Consider the following 17035-nt stretch of genomic DNA (forward strand, 5'->3'; position numbering starts at 1 on the left):
TTAGCATGACAAATTTGTCATATCAATTATATAATTGCGTGATATTGGGCGTATCAGGAGTGAGAGATGATAACTGAACATGATCCACAGCTGCTAACCGGTCAGCAATTTCTTGACGCTAAACCGGTGTTTTGTTGTCAGCTCACTGGCAAAGGGGATAAAACCGCCTTACAGCCAGATTCGCAAGCCAGTAACGCCAAACCTTTTTGGATTCATCTTGATTATCAGGACAAACAGACAGTTGAGTGGATAAAAAACACCCAGCTGCTGCCCGATATCGCGAAAACATCGCTGATCAGTAAAAATCAAACCGCCAAATCGATCCGCTTTGATACCCATCGCGGTATGTTAGTTGTGCTCAAAGGTGTCAATATCACCCCAGGTGATCAGTACGATCCGATTGTCACTTTACGTTTCTATATTACCGATAATTTTATTCTTTCCACGCGTCATCAGAAAATTAATGCTATCAATGATTTACAGCTGCAGTTAGATAAAAAGATTGGACCAGTGGATGTGGCCGACTGGTTAGTGCAAATTTCTGAAAATTTAACCAATCATGCCAATCAAGCAGTCGAAAATATTCATGATCAGGTGATTAAGCTGGAAGATTATGTGCTCACCCAGCAGCGCGTGATGCCACATCAAGAAATTGGCCGGGTGCGCCGTAAACTGATTACCTTAAGACGGATTTTAACGCCACAGCGTGATACGTTTATTAAGATTGCCACAGAAAGATTATCGTGGATTGACGATAATGATCGCCGCCATATGCATGATATCGCCACCCGTTTAAACCATTATATTGGCGATATTGATACCTGTTTATTACGCTTATCCTCAATTCTGGAACAGATCAATGCCATGTTTACCGAGCAGATGAATAAACGTATCTATATTATGTCGATCCTGGCCACTATTTTTATGCCTTTAACCTTCTTAGCCAGCCTGTTTGGCGTTAATTTGGCGGGCATTCCATTTACCACCCATCTCTGGTCATTTGGGGTGTTTTCAGCCATTTTAACGGTATTAGGGATTATGTTAAGTATCTGGCTGAAGCGTAAACAGTGGTTGTGACGGTTTTGTCAACATCTTGGTACTAAGCTAATGCGCGCAATGCGATGACCGGCTTGGCACCTGTGTGCTTGAAAGCCAGTATGAGGATGTGGGTCAAACGCGATATTTTAAATGAGATTAAAGAGAGCGTGAGGTTTAGATTAAATTTATTTAACTTTAATTGAAGTTAAATTCAATTGAACCTCAATCAAGGTTAGGTTGAAAAGGAAATGTTCGCACGCTTGCGGATACCAGCTGAAAAGCCTGTCATCCATGATGTTTAGTGATGAGCCGCCTAAGAGTGACGTTTAACAGATAAGCAATAAGAAAAATAATATGATGCAACTTTATATCGCTGAAAAACCCAGTTTAGCCCGAGCACTGGCCGATGTGCTACCGAAGCCTCACCAAAAAGGGGATGGTTTTATTCGGGTGGCCAATGGCGATATTGTCAGTTGGTGTATTGGTCATCTTTTAGAACAGGCTCCGCCAGATGCCTATGATGAGAAACTCAAACGCTGGCAGCTGCAAGATTTACCCATCATGCCGGAAAAATGGCTGTTGCTACCCAAGCAGAGTACCCAAAAACAGCTGCAGGTCTTAACCCAGTTAATTCAGCAAGCAGAGCAGATTGTCCATGTCGGTGACCCGGACAGAGAAGGGCAGCTGCTGATTGATGAAGTGCTCAACTATTGCCAGTTACCCGCCGATAAGATTAAAATTGTTAAACGCTGTTTGATCAGTGATTTAAATGCCTCTGCAGTCGAGAAGGCCATCGCTCAGTTACGCGAAAATAGTGATTTTGTGCCGCTCTCGACCTCCGCTTTAGCTAGAGCCAGAGCGGATTGGTTATATGGCATCAATATGAGTCGCCTGTATACCATTAAAGGTCGTCAGGGGGGGTATCAGGGCGTCTTGTCAGTTGGCCGCGTCCAAACACCGATTCTGGGATTAGTCGTGCGCCGTGATTTAGAGATTGAACAGTTTAAGCCGAAACCGTTTTATGAAGTCTACGCGATGTTAGCCACCCAGCATCAGGAGACCTTTAAAGCGAAATGGCAACCGAGTGAGGCCTGTGCACCTTATCAAGATGAAGAGGGCCGGGTACTGGTCAAAGCGTTGGCCGAAAATGTCGTCAATCGGATTAAAGGGCAGCCCGGCACGGTTGAACAGGTCAGTAATAAAAAGAAAGAACTGTCTCCGCCGCTGCCTTATAATTTATCGACCCTACAGATTGAGATGGCCCGAAAAGCCAATTTGAATGCGCAAGCGGTGCTCGATACCTGTCAGGCGCTGTATGAAAAGTATAAACTGATTACCTATCCTCGTTCCGATTCACGCTATTTACCGCAGGAGCATCTGACACAGATTGACGGTGTGCAAAGCGCTATCTTACATAATTTGCCCGATCTACAGCCGGCTATCACGCAAGCTGATTTTAAGCTGCGTTCGAAAGCCTGGAATGATAAGAAAGTGGATGCGCATCATGCCATTATTCCCACCTTGCGCAAAGCCAATTTAGGTAGCCTTAGCGCGGATGAACGCCTGGTTTATCAGGCGGTTGCCCTGCAGTATCTGGCGCAGTTTTATCCGGTCTATCGCTATGCTGAATTGCAAATTGATGTCGATATTGCTGGTGGTAAATTTATTGCCAAAGCAACCCAGATGCTGGCCGAAGGCTGGAAAGTGCTATTTAAGCAAAAAAATCAGGATAGCCCTGATGACGAGGATGAGAATGAACCGGCACTGAGTAGTCTGGTGAAAAAAGGCGAAATCGTGCAGTGTGTCGATGCGCTGCTGCTCGATAAAGAGACGCAGCCACCGAAACCTTTTAATGATGCCACGCTGCTGTCGGCAATGACCGGGATTGCCCGCTTTGTTAAAGATCCCGAGATTAAAAAGATACTGAGAGAGACCGATGGATTAGGCACTGAGGCAACTCGGGCCGGCATTATTGAACTGCTATTTAAGCGGCAATTTTTAGAACGCAAAGGTAAACAAATTCGCGCAACCCAAACCGGTCGCCAGTTAATTGCTAACTTACCTGATGTGGCAACAACGCCAGATATGACCGCACTCTGGGAGTCTCAGCTCGATGAGATCAGTAAAAAATCGCTCAGTTATGCGGCATTTATGGCGCAGCTGGAGCTGTTTTTAACCCAGCTGATTGCCCAGTTACGACAGCGATCCTTTCGCTAAATTTTGCTATAATGTGTCCATATCGAAAAGTGGCCCGTATTGAGGCGGATACATCAATATACAACATAAATTTTAGGCGCTAGCCAGACAAACTGTGCTAGCCAAATCGGCCAGATAAGATCGGCGTCTGGCTCAATGAATCTTGAATCAACATGAGTGAATCCACATGAGTTTACAGATCGAACAAATTGTTTTACATCAGCTGGTGCGTAAAAGTGAAACCGAGATTGAGGTGATGTTACGTGAAACTGTCCTGGAGAGTAATCAAGCGGTCAGCGCATTAATCGCTGATATTAATCGGGTTTATAACAACAAAAGCAAAGCCTATGGTCTGTTTAATGAGGCGAGTTTATTTGCTGATTCGGTGCGGGAAATGCGCGCCGGTAATCAGGATTTTCTCAACTTTAGTCAAGGTTCGGCTAAGCAGCTGCGCAATGAACTCGTGAAATATCCGTTTGCTGAAGGGGGCACGGTGATTTTCTGTCTTTACCGCTATTTAGCGGTCGAATATTTATTGATTGCGGTACTCAGTAGCTGCCAGAGTATGCTGGTTGACGACAAACTCAATATCTCCAGTACCCAATATCTCGATATTGATCATGCCGATATCATTGCCCGGGTCGATTTAACCGAGTGGCAAACCGATGCTGACTCTAAACGTTATTTAACCTTCTTAAAAGGTCGCGTGGGGCGTAAAGTCTCGGACTTTTTCATGGACTATTTAGGCGCCACTGAAGGTCTCAATGCTAAGGCGCAAAACAAAAGCTTAGTGATGGCGGTTGATGACTATTGTCAGGAGATTCAGCTCGATAAACAGGAGAAACAGTCTTGCCGTCAGCAAGTGTATGATTATTGTCATAGTCAGCTTGAGGCGGGTGAAGAGATTGAATTAGCCAACTTAGCCAAAGAGCTACCGACCGGCGATGCGGGTGACTTTTTACGCTTTGTTGAGGAGCACGCTTATGAACTCGATGACAACTTTCCTGCCGATCGTAGTGCCTTACGTAGCCTGAAAAAATTCAGTGGTAGCGGTGGCGGTTTAACCATCAATTTTGATGTAGATTTACTTGGTCAACGAGTTGAGTGGGATGCCAGAACCGATACCTTAGTGATCAAAGGCACACCGCCGAATCTACGCGATCAGTTACAACGTAACTATGATAAATAACGGATAAAATTAAGTAGTAGATAAATAACCGATAACTGTTTGAGTAATAATTCACAAGTTAATCCATCACAAATCGTTGATTGACTAGCTGCTGAACCAGATTAGGTCAAAGCGATAAAAAGCAACGAAAGAGTCCGGATCAAATAAAAAAGAGACGTTTATCGTCTCTTTTTTATGCATGGCGATCGTGATTATTTATGATTGATGATGTTATTTTGATAATCTTTGGTCACGTTCATTAAATGCTGGAAAAAGGCGCTGACGGCTTGTTGATAAGCTTTATTCTGTAAGCGACTTTGTGCCTTTTCAAGCACCAGTTGTTCACGGCTGTTATCGAAAACCGCTAACTGATTGTCGCGTTTAATGCGGCCAATTTCAGTCACACAATCCATTCTCTGTTCAAACAGTTTAACCAGTTCTGCATCTATCCGATCAATTTCACTACGTTGTTTTTCTAACATGTTTATTCCATTTATTTAAGCTTAATCGGTTAAGTATTTTAAGTCAGATCATGGAAAATTCAACTGGATTATTGCGGTTTTAGCAAAATGGCTGCCGCGGTCTGGATAAGATCAATTAGGCGGTATTATCTGATAGGCGCGCGGATGGGATTTAATGCGTTGATAAATAGCTATTTTATTGATCGGCCTCAATCTGGTAGAGCGCTCAGCATCACATTATTTGGCCGCTAATTGGAAAAATAGCTGATAGCTTTTGAGCTCAAAGCCAATTTATGTCATGATCAAGGCCAATTTTGATTAAGAATGAACAGAAGGATAGTGTGATGAAATTTGTTGGTGCCCACGTCAGTGCAGCGGGTGGGGTTGAGAATGCGGTACTCAGGGCCCATGAGATCGGCGCAACGGCGTTTGCGTTATTTACCAAGAACCAGCGACAATGGCAAGCACCGCCGCTGACCACTGCCAGTATTGATAAATTTAAACAAGCTTGTGAAACCTATCACTATTCACCGGCACAGATTTTGCCGCATGACAGCTATTTAATTAACTTAGGTCATCCTGAAGCGGAGGCGCTGGCTAAATCACGTGCGGCCTTTTTGGATGAGATGCAGCGCTGTGAAGCATTAGGCTTGACGTTACTGAATTTCCATCCAGGTAGCGATCTCAAGCAGATTCCGGTCGATGTCTGTTTAGCCCGCATTGCCGAATCGATCAATATCGTCTTAGCGCAGACTCAGCAGGTGGTCGCTGTGATTGAAAATACCGCCGGACAGGGCTCTAATTTAGGTTATAAATTTGAACATTTAGCCGCCATTATTGAGCAGGTCGAGGATAAAAGTCGGGTCGGGGTCTGCCTCGATACCTGCCATGCTTTCGCTGCCGGCTATGATTTACGTACTGAGCAAGCCTGCCATCAGACCTTTACCGAGTTTGCTAATATCGTGGGTTTTGCGTATTTACGCGGCATGCATTTAAATGATGCCAAGAGCGAATTTGCCAGCCATGTCGATAGACATCAAAGTTTAGGCAAAGGCAATATTGGCGAAACCGCTTTTCGCTATATTATGCGTGATAGTCGTTTTGATGGCATTCCCCTTATTTTAGAGACGATTGATGACACGATCTGGCCAGATGAAATTGCCTGGTTAAAAAGCCAAATGAACGCTTAAAACAATCAAAGCGCGGGGTAGCGAGTGATTCAGTTCTGATCGTAGGAGTCATGAGTGAATATCTGCAGCTAATGATGACATCATCGACATGCAGTGATCAAGATGATGGATATATATCAATACGTGAACATGCTTGCGCCAACATGAATAAGCCGATTCATTTACCTATATTCATGCGCGCCGATGAATCCCATACCTACTCATGATGCCATACTGAAATGACACGGGCCATCTTATAGATGGCCCATTTTTTATGGCTGAACCGGCTGAACTGGTAGGGTGGCCGATAATTCGACCACCAGCTGGGTAAATTCCGGTAACAGGTCGACAATCAGGATCAGCTGCTGGATGATGAGTAAATTAATATTCTCCTCATGCTGCGGCGGATGCTGGTCAAGAAAAGCCAGCAGCGAGGTTTTCAGCGCGCTGAGCTCATCGGGATTGACTAACTGTTGGCCATTAATAGTATTAATCGTATAGACCACCGTGTCATCAAACAGTGCCATCACCTCGGCTGAGGCATTGGTATTACGATGCGCACCCAGCGTCGAAATAAAGCTGAGCAGGGTATGATTCAAGGTTAATAAGCGAAAACCTTTTTCGATTTGGGCCGGATTGGTATGGGGTTCAACTGACATAGAATTAATCAGATTAAATAGTTCACTGTCGCTCTCATGGGCCTTTCTGCGTGATAATCGATAATTGGCATCATTCAGCTTACCGCTCTGGTATTGATAGCCAATCAGGGCGAAATAGTGGCTATCATTATGGCAGATCTTCTCAACCAGCTGTTTGATATTGCGAAATAACCAGTCTGGCCAAATATAGGTCACGCCCAGCCAGGCGATAAAACAGCCGATCAAGGTCGCGATAATGCGGGCAGCGGCCACCGATAAGCTACTTTCACCGACTAAACCGAAGCTAAAAAATACCAACAAGGTAATAAATGCCGTCGCATAGGCATACTGCGAACCTTTAAACAGAAAGAATAGCCAGCCACTGAGAATAATCAGTACCAGCTGCGCTTCAATATTCGGCAGTAAATAGGTCAGCGGCAGTCCTAACAGAATACCGATTACGGTGCCCAGAACCCGTAGTTTTAACCGATGTCGGGTGGTGCTATAGTTAGGCTGACAGACAAACAGACTGGTCAAGATAATCCAGTAGCTATGCGGCAGATTGGTCATCTGGATAATCAGATAATCGATACTTAAGACGATACTCATGCGAATCGCGTGCCGAAATAGGGCAGACTTCACCGTCAAATTGGGTTTGATCCGCTGATAAATATCTCGCCAGCCAGTGATCTGATCGTCGACTAAACGGTTATCCTCTTGCTGCTCTGAAAGGGTCATATCCTTATCAATATTGGCCAGCAAGCTATCAATATCGTGCAGATTTTTATACAGATTAGACAGCGAGTTGACTAACAGTTTTTCGGCGCGATCGGTCGGGTTTAGCTGATCAATCGCTTCTCGCAGATAGCTAAAATAGTCGACAAACCGGCTGTTGTGCTGATAAGTCTGATTTAAGCGCAGACTGGCGGCCAGATCGATACAGGCTTTCGATTGAAGATTTAAAATGCGGGCAAAGCGAAACAGAATATCACTATGACGAAACTGGCGACTTAACGCTTGATATTGACCATGCGATGAGCTGACCCGTTCATGAATATCCTGCGCGACAAAATAGTCGTTCAGCATCCGGCGTGACTGATGCTGGCCACGACCACTTTTCAGCCGCTGAAATAAGATATCCTTGGTCTGATTGAGCTGCGCCACCAGTTTTTGATTACTATTGGTGAGGGCCAGAATCTGCTGTTTAAAGCCGCTGGTTTCATCAGGATCAAACATCGCCGCTTTACAGTCCAGATAGTTGGCTAACAGATAAAAGCAGTTCGCCAGACTATGCTGGGTCGAACGAACTGGTAACAGAATCGATTCGATTAAGGCGATAGTATTATACCAGAGTACACCGATGATCAGATAAAATGATTGGGTAAAGGGGTCCTTGTACATATGATAGCCAATCATGGTATATGCGGCTATCAGTAAAGAGCCAAAAGCGATGACCGCATAACGCTGCCCCAATACGCCGAGCATCACAAAACCAAAAGTGGCCACCAGCAGCCCGATCAGAAAGAGCGGCGGATAGGGAAACAGCAGCTCAACCGAGAGCGAAGCAATCAAAAAACAGATAATGGTGAGAAGAAGATTGCGTATACGGCCAATTAACCGGTCATCAATATCGGTTAAAGCGGCAGCGACCACCCCCAGCGTAATCGGGATCACCAGCTGAGTGTAACCTAAAGACCAAGGCACAAAGGTGCTCACTGAAAGACTGACGAGAATTCTCAGGCTATAGAGTAAATTACTATTATATAAGACTTTACGGACCGGCAAGTTCATGGGGTTAACGCACCTTATCAATTAAATATCTATAGATTATCTCTGATAGTACCATGATAGCGCAGGGTTGACGATTAACCCAGTAAGTAGCCGATAACGGTATCTTGTCGCTGCATTATGGCATCGATATTGAGGCTATGACTATATTAACCTGTCATAGCTAAAAAGCGAATCGTTCAATATGAGGTTCTGGCAATAATTAAAATAGTTATGGCTAACGTGGCGATTTACCGATGAATCAGGTATGATTAAATCGTTATCCGTTACCTGAAAGGTTATTAAGTTATGACAGACATCAATACACAAGAAAAAATTGCCAAACAAATTGCTGAAAATCCGATTATTTTATATATGAAAGGTTCACCTAAACTGCCGAGCTGCGGCTTTTCGGCTCAAGCGGTACAGGTTCTCTCACAGTGTGGTGTGCCTTTTGCTTATGTCGATATTTTACAGCACCCAGATATTCGAGCTGAATTACCAAAAATAGCCAATTGGCCGACCTTCCCACAGTTATGGGTTGAAGGCGAGCTCATTGGTGGCTGCGATATCATGATTGAGATGTTTCAATCGGGTGAATTAAAAGCGCTGATTGAAGAGGCCGCCGCCAAATATCAAACGGCCTAAGTCTATTTGCTCAAATAGCGCTCATAACCGTGCGGTGACTGCCGCATGGTTAAACGGCCAACCTACCTCACCGCACAATTATCCGCACAACCAAACATACCTTTGCACCTCAGGATGCACTGTGACATCGATTAGATACTGATCAGATTGCCGTTTAGGTGAAGAGCATGCTAGGTCAATTATGACCCGCAAACCACCGATAAATTATGCATTCACCAGTGGCCAGCCGCCCAGTTTTTTCCAACGATTGACAATCTCACAAAACAGCACGGCGGTTTTTTGCGTATCATATAAGGCTGAGTGTGCCTGTTTATGATCAAAGGCGATGCCGGCCGTTTCACAGGCTTTGGCTAAAACCGTTTGGCCATAGACCAGACCACTTAGTGCGGCGGTATCAAAGGTAGCAAAGGGATGAAAAGGATTGCGTTTACTTTTACAGCGCTCAGCAGCGGCCATTAAAAAGCTGTGATCAAAGTGAGCATTGTGAGCCACCATCACCGCGCGATTACAGTCGGCCTCTTTTAATCCTTTACGTACTAATTTAAAGATCTCATCGAGTGCGTGTTCTTCATCAACCGCGCCGCGTAACGGATTCTCTGGATCGATACCATTAAAAGCCAGCGCCGAAGGCTCCAGAATGGCATGAGCAAAGGGATTCACATTAAATTGAATGGTTTGATCTAAATGTAACCAGCCATGGCTATCCATTTTCAGGGTAATGGCGGCAATCTCTAAAATGGCATTCTCTTTGGCATGAAAACCAGAGGTTTCGATATCGATCACAACCGGATAAAAACCACGAAATCGTTCACATAATTTATTGATATTTTCAGACACAGGCTTAACTTATTATTTGGTTCAAGATTATTGGCGCTTATTATGCCATTTTTTCATTCGCTCGAACAGGCCGATATCCACCTGGAAGTGGTTTATTTGTTTTTTAGTCAGGTTTTGATTAATCTCAGGATTAATCTTTAAGCGTAATCTAATAATAAGTCTTGTGATAGCCGACTTTTTACGCCTCTGACTGATCAGCAATCAACTGAGCTAAAATGGTTCAAAAAGTGCGCGGCTAACCGAAAAAATATTCTCAATTGTATATTTATACAGTAATATGACCGATATGAGTTTAGTGAAAAAAATTATTCATATCGATATGGATTGTTTCTACGCAGCGGTTGAGATGCGTGATAATCCCCGTTATCGACATATCCCGATTGCCATTGGCGGCGATCCACGTAAACGTGGTGTTGTCTCAACGGCCAATTACAATGCCCGTCAGTATGGCGTACACAGCGCGATGCCGATGTCACAAGCCCTTAAACTATGTCCGCACTTGAAAGTGGTGGCCGGGCGTATGGCGGTCTACAAAGAGGTATCGCTACAAATCCATCAGATCTTTCGGCGTTATACCAAATTGATTGAAGCAGTCTCGCTGGATGAAGCCTATTTAGATGTCAGCGATAGTCGACTTTTTCAAGGTTCTGCCACCTTGATTGCGCAGGATATTCGTCAGACGATTTTTCAGGAGCTGCAGTTAACGGCGTCAGCGGGTATTGCCCCGTTAAAGTTTTTAGCCAAAATCGCTTCAGATATGAATAAACCCAATGGTCAATATGTGATAACCCCAGAGCAGGTAAGGCCCTTTATTCAAACCTTACCGTTAACCAAAATTCCTGGTGTCGGTAAAGTGACCGGCCAGAAGCTGGCCGATTTGGGTCTACAGACCTGTGCGGATGTGCTCAATTATGATCTGGCGAAACTGTTGCAGCAGTTTGGTAAAATGGGGCGAATACTGTATGAGCGCTGTCAGGGGATTGATGAACGTGAGGTAGATAATGAACGTTTACGTAAATCGATTGGCGTGGAGAAGACCTTATCTGAAGATATTCATCACTGGTCTGAGTGTCTGCCACTGTTAGAACCGCTCTATGAGGAGTTACTCAAACGGCTTAGCCGGGTAAGGGCAGATCTGTCGATTTCGCGGCAAGGGGTTAAATTCAAGTTCAGTGATTTTCAATCCACCACCCAAGAACATGTCTGGCCAAAACTGGATAAAGCCGATCTGATTGCACAAGCGCAGCAAGTTTGGCAAGAGCGGCGTAAAGAACGCGGTGTACGTTTAATTGGTTTTCATGTCACCTTGATCGATCCCCAGCTCGATAAACAACTGGCCTTAACCCTTGAACAGTAAGGAATTACATCTTGGTGACGGCGTCACTGATTAAATGTTTTCGTTTCACTGGATCAAATAAATAGGCCAGCCGAAACTGGCCTTGATGCCGGTTAAGGGGTGGTCGTGTCGGTTTGTTCACCCGTGACCCTAATCGGTTTTAAAATGCTGAACTGACCGGATAACATGACGGTCAGTTCAAATTCAGACGGTGGCTGGATATTGATTTGGCTATTGTCACTGGCATCAGTCATCATCGCTATCGGCTGGCTTTTAGCATATAAATTATAACGCGGCTGCACGATCGGCAGATTGGCTCCCAGCTCACTAAATTGTAAATGATTGGCCACGCCAAGCTGATAATCCTGCTGGGTGAGCAGACGTTTGGCTTTCTCGGTTAACTTGCCTAAAAGGGTGGTTTCCTGTTTGGCCAATGCGGCCTCTTTGGCTTCATTTGAGACGCTGTATTCAATATCATCATTGACATTCATTTTTAACGATTGGGCTTTGGCAATGATTTTACCCAGCTGATCAAAATCCTTCACTTTAATCTGTAAGGTATTCTCCACAAAATAGGTCTTAACTGGCTCTGCGCTGATAGGCAATGTGCTGTTAGAATAATTCTGCAACACGATATCTTCCAGACTCAATTTTTTCAATTTACTGGCGATTTGCTGATAAGTCTGATTCACGGCCTGTTTAGACTGATCGGCGCTGTCAGCAGATTGGCTGATAGTGAAGGTATAGTAATCTTCGCCTTCCACCCGTTTTAGATCACTGATGTCATAAGTGGCTAATAAATTCACCACATCAAAAAAGCGCGGCTGGGCAATATCGAGTAACACCGATAATTGTGTTTGATAGCGTACTGGTTGCTTACTATCTGACGGCTGTATATTGGCATAGTTACGATAACTGGTGGTGACTAAATCACTCGAACTGATACCTAAATCGGTCAGATAGCTATTGAGGGATTTCATGCCTTCGGCATTTTGATTTGCCGCTTCAACGGAGTCGCTCGCTTGGGTCAGATAGGTGATAGAAAAAGTCGCGGTATCGGGTTTGAGCTTAATATTTTCGGTTACCGAGGTATTTAATTGACCGACACTGATCAGCTGGGCGCCATACAGTAAACTATCGAGCTCAAGTTGCGATTGAATACTATCCGCAGCGCCTGCTTGAAGCGGTGCTGCCTGTGCTGCTGAAACAGAGAATAACCCCATATTGAGTAAAGTTACAATTAATAATAATTTTGTTTTCATTGAACGCTCCGTGTGTAGATAAAAACGATGATAACTTAACCACTTTGCGATTATGTTATCATGAATATCAGAAAAAACCTGCTTAATTCTGTGCTACCGGTTTTAACTTTTTCAGCTTAAACCATTGGTGAAACTGATAAAATCAACTTAATGAAAACTTTGCTATTTTTTACGGCTAATTAATCAAATCATCCTAGCGGCAGAGTCGGTTTTAAGCCATAATTAATCAGGATAAGCTATCTTGTCCCAATTTATTATCGTCACGATGAGTTGTTCTATCTATTGTTCTATCAGCAATCGCCCTATAAGGAGAACGCGATGAAATCACAAGGACATCCTTCAGTCAAACAGCAAGATAATATTGATACCAGCAATACGCTGGATGAGGTTGAAAACCTCACTGATGAGCTAGACCCCGAGACCGTCAGAGTCACGGCCGACGCCAGTTATGATGCGATCACCGGTATCGATTCGACCGATGGCACCAATCATTTAGCCGATATTGATGATACCGATAGTATTAATCAATTAGCCAACATGGATAATGTCGCCAGTCGTAAAGGCATGCGAGGGCTGCAAGATACGGTCGATATGCGCAATACCGATGAGATCAACGAGCTGGATTACCTCGATAGCTCGGCAGATATTGGTTATAGTGAAGAGGAAGAGCAGCAGATCCCTTACCGTTTACAGTGTCCCCACTGTCACTATGAATTTATCGTCGCCTATGTGATTGTCCATGATGATATGCCCGTCACCTGTCCCCATTGCAGTAAGGTGTTTGAGTCCGAGGCTCATGTGATTGGCCAGGCTTAATCGATCCTCGTGCGATTATCTCGCTCAGCGTAGTGCAGCCGCTACGTTGCGGCAGATAATCTATCCATGCACTATCAGCCTGATAAAACGGCTTTAAGCGCGTTTTAGGCAGACTGATTATTAAATAGCCCAATTGTTGCGAATTACCGAATAAACCAACAAAATACATTGACTCAGCTAAATTGCTTTATATAATACGTCACATCATTTCTGATATGTCTCCTTAGCTCAGTTGGATAGAGCAACGGCCTTCTAAGCCGTAGGTCACTGGTTCGAATCCAGTAGGGGACACCATTTTATCTCTTCGAAATACACCATTTACGATTCTAAACTCGATAATTAATTTTTTTCTTCTCCATTTGGTGACTAAATTGTGACCGTGCCAGCGTATTGATGTAAGTGATCTACGTTTATGTGCACGTATTTTTTCACCATTTCCAACGTTTCCCAGCCGCCAAGCTCTTTCAATGCATACAACGGTGTGCCGTTTTGGACATGCCAGCTCGCCCACGTATGCCGTAGGTCATGAAAGTGGAAATCTTCTGGTGAAATAATTACTCCTTAGTGTAGTTACTTCATAATCAAGCTTACTCAGTAATGAGCTTATGCGTGATACCTAAGTCATACAATTACGCGCTTATGCTCGCGCCCTTTGAGTTCCTCAACACAAAGGAATGTGGTAGTATTAAAATATCCCAACACAATAAACAGGAAAAAAATGGAAGGTTTGTTGAAAGCCTTATTAGATAAAATCTCAATTGAGATACTTTTTATAACATTATTTTTATTTGGTTTATCACTGGCTGGATTAATCTTTTTTACAGAGCAGATATCATTTATTTTTTTGATTACTTATTGTTGCTTGTCTATATCTACTTCATATTTTTTGTCATGCTTTATCGTATTTTCACTTAAAAAAATAAAGGCTAACTTTTTAACAAAGAGTATTATCGATAATTTTTCTTAGTTATCTGAAACAGAAAAAGAAGCTTTGCTATATGTTTTATTGGCAGGTGATACAGGTAGAATGCTGCATAAAAAATATGAAAACTGCGAAAATAAGCTAATTTTAAATGAATTTATAATTGTCAACTCAAAAGCGAGTTGGGGCCATTACTCTTATATAGTTAACCCTAAATTCAAAAATGAATTAAATAAGTTACTAAAAAATATTAACTTACAACGAAACTCACTCTAAGAATGAGCTTGGTTTTAAATGCTAGATACAGGCCTCTGCAGGGGATTGTCGCTTTTATCCTGATGTTAATCAATTTTATTTATTCGACAATCTATGTTGTCAGTATCGTTGTCAATGTTATGGCAATGCCATATTAATCTGATTATCCGCCCTGCAAACTATGAGCAGGGCAAGAATGCCTGAGTCAATCTAAAATATCATTTCGGGTTTAGCCCTCTCCTTAATATTAAATAGGTTAATTAATACAAAAAGATAACCTGTTGGTATTATTTAACTATTTTTTATTATTTCTTTATGTTATTGCGGGTAATTAATTTTATTAGCTTTATTACCCATTGATTTTTATCAAAAAATTAAATTATTTAATTAAATTAATGAATCACTTAACTGGTTTGGTGGACAAAAAAAGTGCTAGTATAGCCGGCTAATTTTGGTTAAGATAGCACGATTAGCTTAGGCAAAATGAACTAGAAAAAATTGCTTTGGTTCTCAAAAATTGATTTTATCACCATCTGATTGGACTGTTTTTGGTTATAATCAATCATACTTTTAAAGCTGATCGCCATTCGTGCTTGGTATAGCGAGATGTAGCGAGATGTAACGATAGAGAGATAACCTCTCGATACACTACTATTTGTATAATAATAACGATTAAATCTATGATGACACCCAGAATAATAAGAAAAACCTGCGTTGCCTTAATCAGTTTATCGGCAACGGGAACGGCCGTCGGGGCAGAGGGCTTGGCAAATTTAAATCAGATCAGCGATCAACAGTTGATTTATCAGCAAGAGCGGCAAAAAGCCTTAGCGGCTCAGTTGACGCCGCAAACCCGTGATGTCCGATTATTACCGACCATCAAAGGGGCGCGCCTGCTCGATTTTCCGCAGGAGTCGCCTTGCTTTATCATCAATAAAGTCAATCTGCTCCGGCGCGATGCACTCTCCTATATCATGCCGCTCTATGCGCTATCACGCCAGGCAGAAGGGCGCTGTCTGGGGGCACAAGGCATCAATCTGTTGATGAGTGCGCTGCAAAATCGCTTAATCAGTTATGGCTATATTACCTCGCGGGTGGTGGCACCCCCGCAAGATTTAACCCGCGGCGAGCTCTCATTACTGTTTGTGCCAGGTAAAATTCGTCAGGTCTATTACGACCAAACCAGTGATCCGCAAGCTAAGTTAAGTACCGGTATGCCAGCTAAACCCGGTCAAATCCTCAATCTACGGGATATCGAGCAGGGGCTGGAAAATTTACAGCGAATGCCAACGGTCACCGCTAACATGCAGCTGGTCCCCGGCCAGCAACCCGGTGAGAGCGATATCGTGATTCACCGTGAACAGGTTAAACGCTGGCGGCTCGGGGTGTCACTGGATGACTCCGGCACCCGTAGCACCGGCCGTTATCAAGGCGGCATGACGCTCTATCTGGACAATCCGCTATTACTGAGCGATACCCTGTATATTTCAGGCGGTCATGACTTAGATCGTAATAGTGAATTTGGCTCGAAAAACTATCTAGTCGGTTACTCGGTGCCGTTTCGTTACTGGCTACTGAGCCTATCATTTGGTGGTAATGACTATTATCAACAAGTCGCCGGTGCCTTTACCGATTATCAATATAGTGGCCGCAGTGAAAACCAAAACTTCCAGCTCAGCCGCGTGATTCATCGTAATGAGTCACAAAAAACCACCCTTTACTATGGCATTAATCTGCGTGAATCGCATAACTTTGTCGATCATACTGAGGTAGATATTCAACAGCGCCGCACCACCAGTTGGCGCCTTGGCGTGCAGCATCGCCACTATATTCAGGCGATGACGCTGGATTTAGACGTCTCTTATCAAAAAGGGGTACGCTGGTTTGGCGCTTTGCAAGCGCCAGAAGAGTTGGCTCACGAAGGGACGGCACTGTCAGAGATATTTAAACTTAATGCCAGTTTATCGGTGCCATTTACGTTAGCCACGCAGCGTTTTCGTTATGATATCAACTATCAGGGCCAGCTAGCGCGGCACGGCCATTTAACCCCACAAGAGCGCTTCTCGATTGGTGGTCGCTGGACCGTACGCGGCTTTGATGGCGAGCTGTCATTAAGTGCCGATAACGGCTGGTTTGTCCGCAATGAGTTAAGTTGGGCAACGCCATATGCGCAAGAGCTCTATTTGGGACTCGATTACGGCGAAGTCTCTGGTGCCGATTCGGGTTATCTATTGGGTAAAAAATTAGCCGGCAGCGCTTTGGGGCTACGCGGTGATGTGCTGCACACTAATTATGATTTGTTTATTGGTGCGCCCATTTATAAACCCAAAGGTTTTCGTACCAATGATACTGTACTCGGTTTTAATCTGAACTGGCACTTTTAAGCCGGTTTAGCCGCGGTATACGGCAAGGCCATTGATGTTCGCGGCATGCCCTCCGCGCGATGAGTAACGATATCTGTATGACCAAGCTGCGTATGATAAGCGTCGCAGGTAACTACTGATACATAAATATAGCTACAA

General features: G+C 43.8%; 13 protein-coding genes and 1 tRNA gene. 9 read left to right on the forward strand and 5 right to left on the reverse strand.

Features of this window, described 5'->3' with window-relative positions; genetic code table 11:
• Positions 1–66 precede the first annotated feature (66 nt).
• The 3 genes from zntB to yejK all read left to right on the forward strand — a co-directional run bounded on the left by zntB (position 67) and on the right by yejK (position 4423).
• On the forward strand, positions 67–1077 hold the full coding sequence (gene zntB, locus RHO15_06365) for a zinc transporter ZntB (protein WVD63103.1): 1011 nt from the start codon (positions 67–69) through the stop codon (positions 1075–1077).
• Positions 1078–1392: 315 nt separating this feature from the next.
• A complete protein-coding gene (locus RHO15_06370) occupies positions 1393–3255 on the forward strand; it encodes a DNA topoisomerase III (protein ID WVD63104.1) in 1863 nt (620 codons plus the stop codon).
• Between the two features lie 166 nt (positions 3256–3421).
• Entirely contained in the window at positions 3422–4423 is a 1002-nt protein-coding gene (gene yejK / locus RHO15_06375; GenBank protein ID WVD63105.1) for a nucleoid-associated protein YejK, read from the forward strand.
• Positions 4424–4614: 191 nt separating this feature from the next.
• Here yejK and RHO15_06380 read toward each other — a convergent pair whose 3' ends face one another.
• Positions 4615–4884 carry a chorismate mutase gene (locus RHO15_06380; protein WVD63106.1) on the reverse strand — a complete coding sequence of 90 codons (270 nt, stop codon included), beginning with the start codon at positions 4882–4884 and terminating at the stop codon, positions 4615–4617.
• A 323-nt stretch (positions 4885–5207) separates the two neighbouring features.
• On the opposite strand from RHO15_06380, the gene nfo reads away from it, so the two are divergent.
• A complete protein-coding gene (nfo, locus tag RHO15_06385) occupies positions 5208–6053 on the forward strand; it encodes a deoxyribonuclease IV (protein ID WVD63107.1) in 846 nt (281 codons plus the stop codon).
• A gap of 251 nt (positions 6054–6304) precedes the next feature.
• Here nfo and yccS read toward each other — a convergent pair whose 3' ends face one another.
• Positions 6305–8461, reverse strand: a complete 2157-nt coding sequence (gene yccS / locus RHO15_06390; protein WVD63108.1) for a YccS family putative transporter — start codon at positions 8459–8461, stop codon at positions 6305–6307.
• Positions 8462–8746: 285 nt separating this feature from the next.
• Here yccS and grxD point away from each other — a divergent pair, with 285 nt between their 5' ends.
• On the forward strand, positions 8747–9085 hold the full coding sequence (gene grxD, locus RHO15_06395; GenBank protein WVD63109.1) for a Grx4 family monothiol glutaredoxin: 339 nt from the start codon (positions 8747–8749) through the stop codon (positions 9083–9085).
• A 204-nt stretch (positions 9086–9289) separates the two neighbouring features.
• Here grxD and rnt read toward each other — a convergent pair whose 3' ends face one another.
• Positions 9290–9922 carry a ribonuclease T gene (gene rnt / locus RHO15_06400; protein WVD63110.1) on the reverse strand — a complete coding sequence of 211 codons (633 nt, stop codon included), beginning with the start codon at positions 9920–9922 and terminating at the stop codon, positions 9290–9292.
• A 295-nt stretch (positions 9923–10217) separates the two neighbouring features.
• On the opposite strand from rnt, the gene dinB reads away from it, so the two are divergent.
• A complete protein-coding gene (dinB, locus tag RHO15_06405; protein WVD63111.1) occupies positions 10218–11279 on the forward strand; it encodes a DNA polymerase IV in 1062 nt (353 codons plus the stop codon).
• Between the two features lie 92 nt (positions 11280–11371).
• Here dinB and RHO15_06410 read toward each other — a convergent pair whose 3' ends face one another.
• On the reverse strand, positions 11372–12520 hold the full coding sequence (locus tag RHO15_06410) for an SIMPL domain-containing protein (protein WVD63112.1): 1149 nt from the start codon (positions 12518–12520) through the stop codon (positions 11372–11374).
• 318 nt (positions 12521–12838) lie between these two features.
• On the opposite strand from RHO15_06410, the gene RHO15_06415 reads away from it, so the two are divergent.
• A complete protein-coding gene (locus RHO15_06415) occupies positions 12839–13336 on the forward strand; it encodes a hypothetical protein (GenBank protein ID WVD63113.1) in 498 nt (165 codons plus the stop codon).
• Positions 13337–13553: 217 nt separating this feature from the next.
• Positions 13554–13630: transfer RNA gene (locus RHO15_06420), tRNA-Arg, on the forward strand.
• 72 nt (positions 13631–13702) lie between these two features.
• On the opposite strand, the gene RHO15_06425 is transcribed toward RHO15_06420, so the two are convergent.
• Complete coding sequence (locus tag RHO15_06425; protein WVD64983.1) at positions 13703–13891, reverse strand: tyrosine-type recombinase/integrase; 189 nt, start codon at positions 13889–13891, stop codon at positions 13703–13705.
• 1302 nt (positions 13892–15193) lie between these two features.
• On the opposite strand from RHO15_06425, the gene RHO15_06430 reads away from it, so the two are divergent.
• Positions 15194–16897 carry a ShlB/FhaC/HecB family hemolysin secretion/activation protein gene (locus tag RHO15_06430; protein ID WVD63114.1) on the forward strand — a complete coding sequence of 568 codons (1704 nt, stop codon included), beginning with the start codon at positions 15194–15196 and terminating at the stop codon, positions 16895–16897.
• Positions 16898–17035: the final 138 nt, after the last annotated feature.

Source organism: Orbaceae bacterium lpD01 (assembly GCA_036251705.1).
GTDB classification, from domain to species: Bacteria; Pseudomonadota; Gammaproteobacteria; order Enterobacterales; family Orbaceae; genus Utexia; species Utexia brackfieldae.

What these genes read in the sequence shown, in the direction of transcription:
- zntB (WVD63103.1), top strand. Translation starts at nt 67, where the DNA reads ATGATAACTGAACATGATCCACAGCTGCTAACCGGTCAGCAATTTCTT.
- RHO15_06430 (WVD63114.1), top strand. Translation starts at nt 15,194, where the DNA reads ATGATGACACCCAGAATAATAAGAAAAACCTGCGTTGCCTTAATCAGT.
- grxD (WVD63109.1), top strand. Translation starts at nt 8,747, where the DNA reads ATGACAGACATCAATACACAAGAAAAAATTGCCAAACAAATTGCTGAA.
- yejK (WVD63105.1), top strand. Translation starts at nt 3,422, where the DNA reads ATGAGTTTACAGATCGAACAAATTGTTTTACATCAGCTGGTGCGTAAA.
- RHO15_06415 (WVD63113.1), top strand. Translation starts at nt 12,839, where the DNA reads ATGAAATCACAAGGACATCCTTCAGTCAAACAGCAAGATAATATTGAT.
- yccS (WVD63108.1), bottom strand. Translation starts at nt 8,461, where the DNA reads ATGAACTTGCCGGTCCGTAAAGTCTTATATAATAGTAATTTACTCTAT.
- RHO15_06370 (WVD63104.1), top strand. Translation starts at nt 1,393, where the DNA reads ATGATGCAACTTTATATCGCTGAAAAACCCAGTTTAGCCCGAGCACTG.
- nfo (WVD63107.1), top strand. Translation starts at nt 5,208, where the DNA reads ATGAAATTTGTTGGTGCCCACGTCAGTGCAGCGGGTGGGGTTGAGAAT.
- RHO15_06380 (WVD63106.1), bottom strand. Translation starts at nt 4,884, where the DNA reads ATGTTAGAAAAACAACGTAGTGAAATTGATCGGATAGATGCAGAACTG.
- RHO15_06410 (WVD63112.1), bottom strand. Translation starts at nt 12,520, where the DNA reads ATGAAAACAAAATTATTATTAATTGTAACTTTACTCAATATGGGGTTA.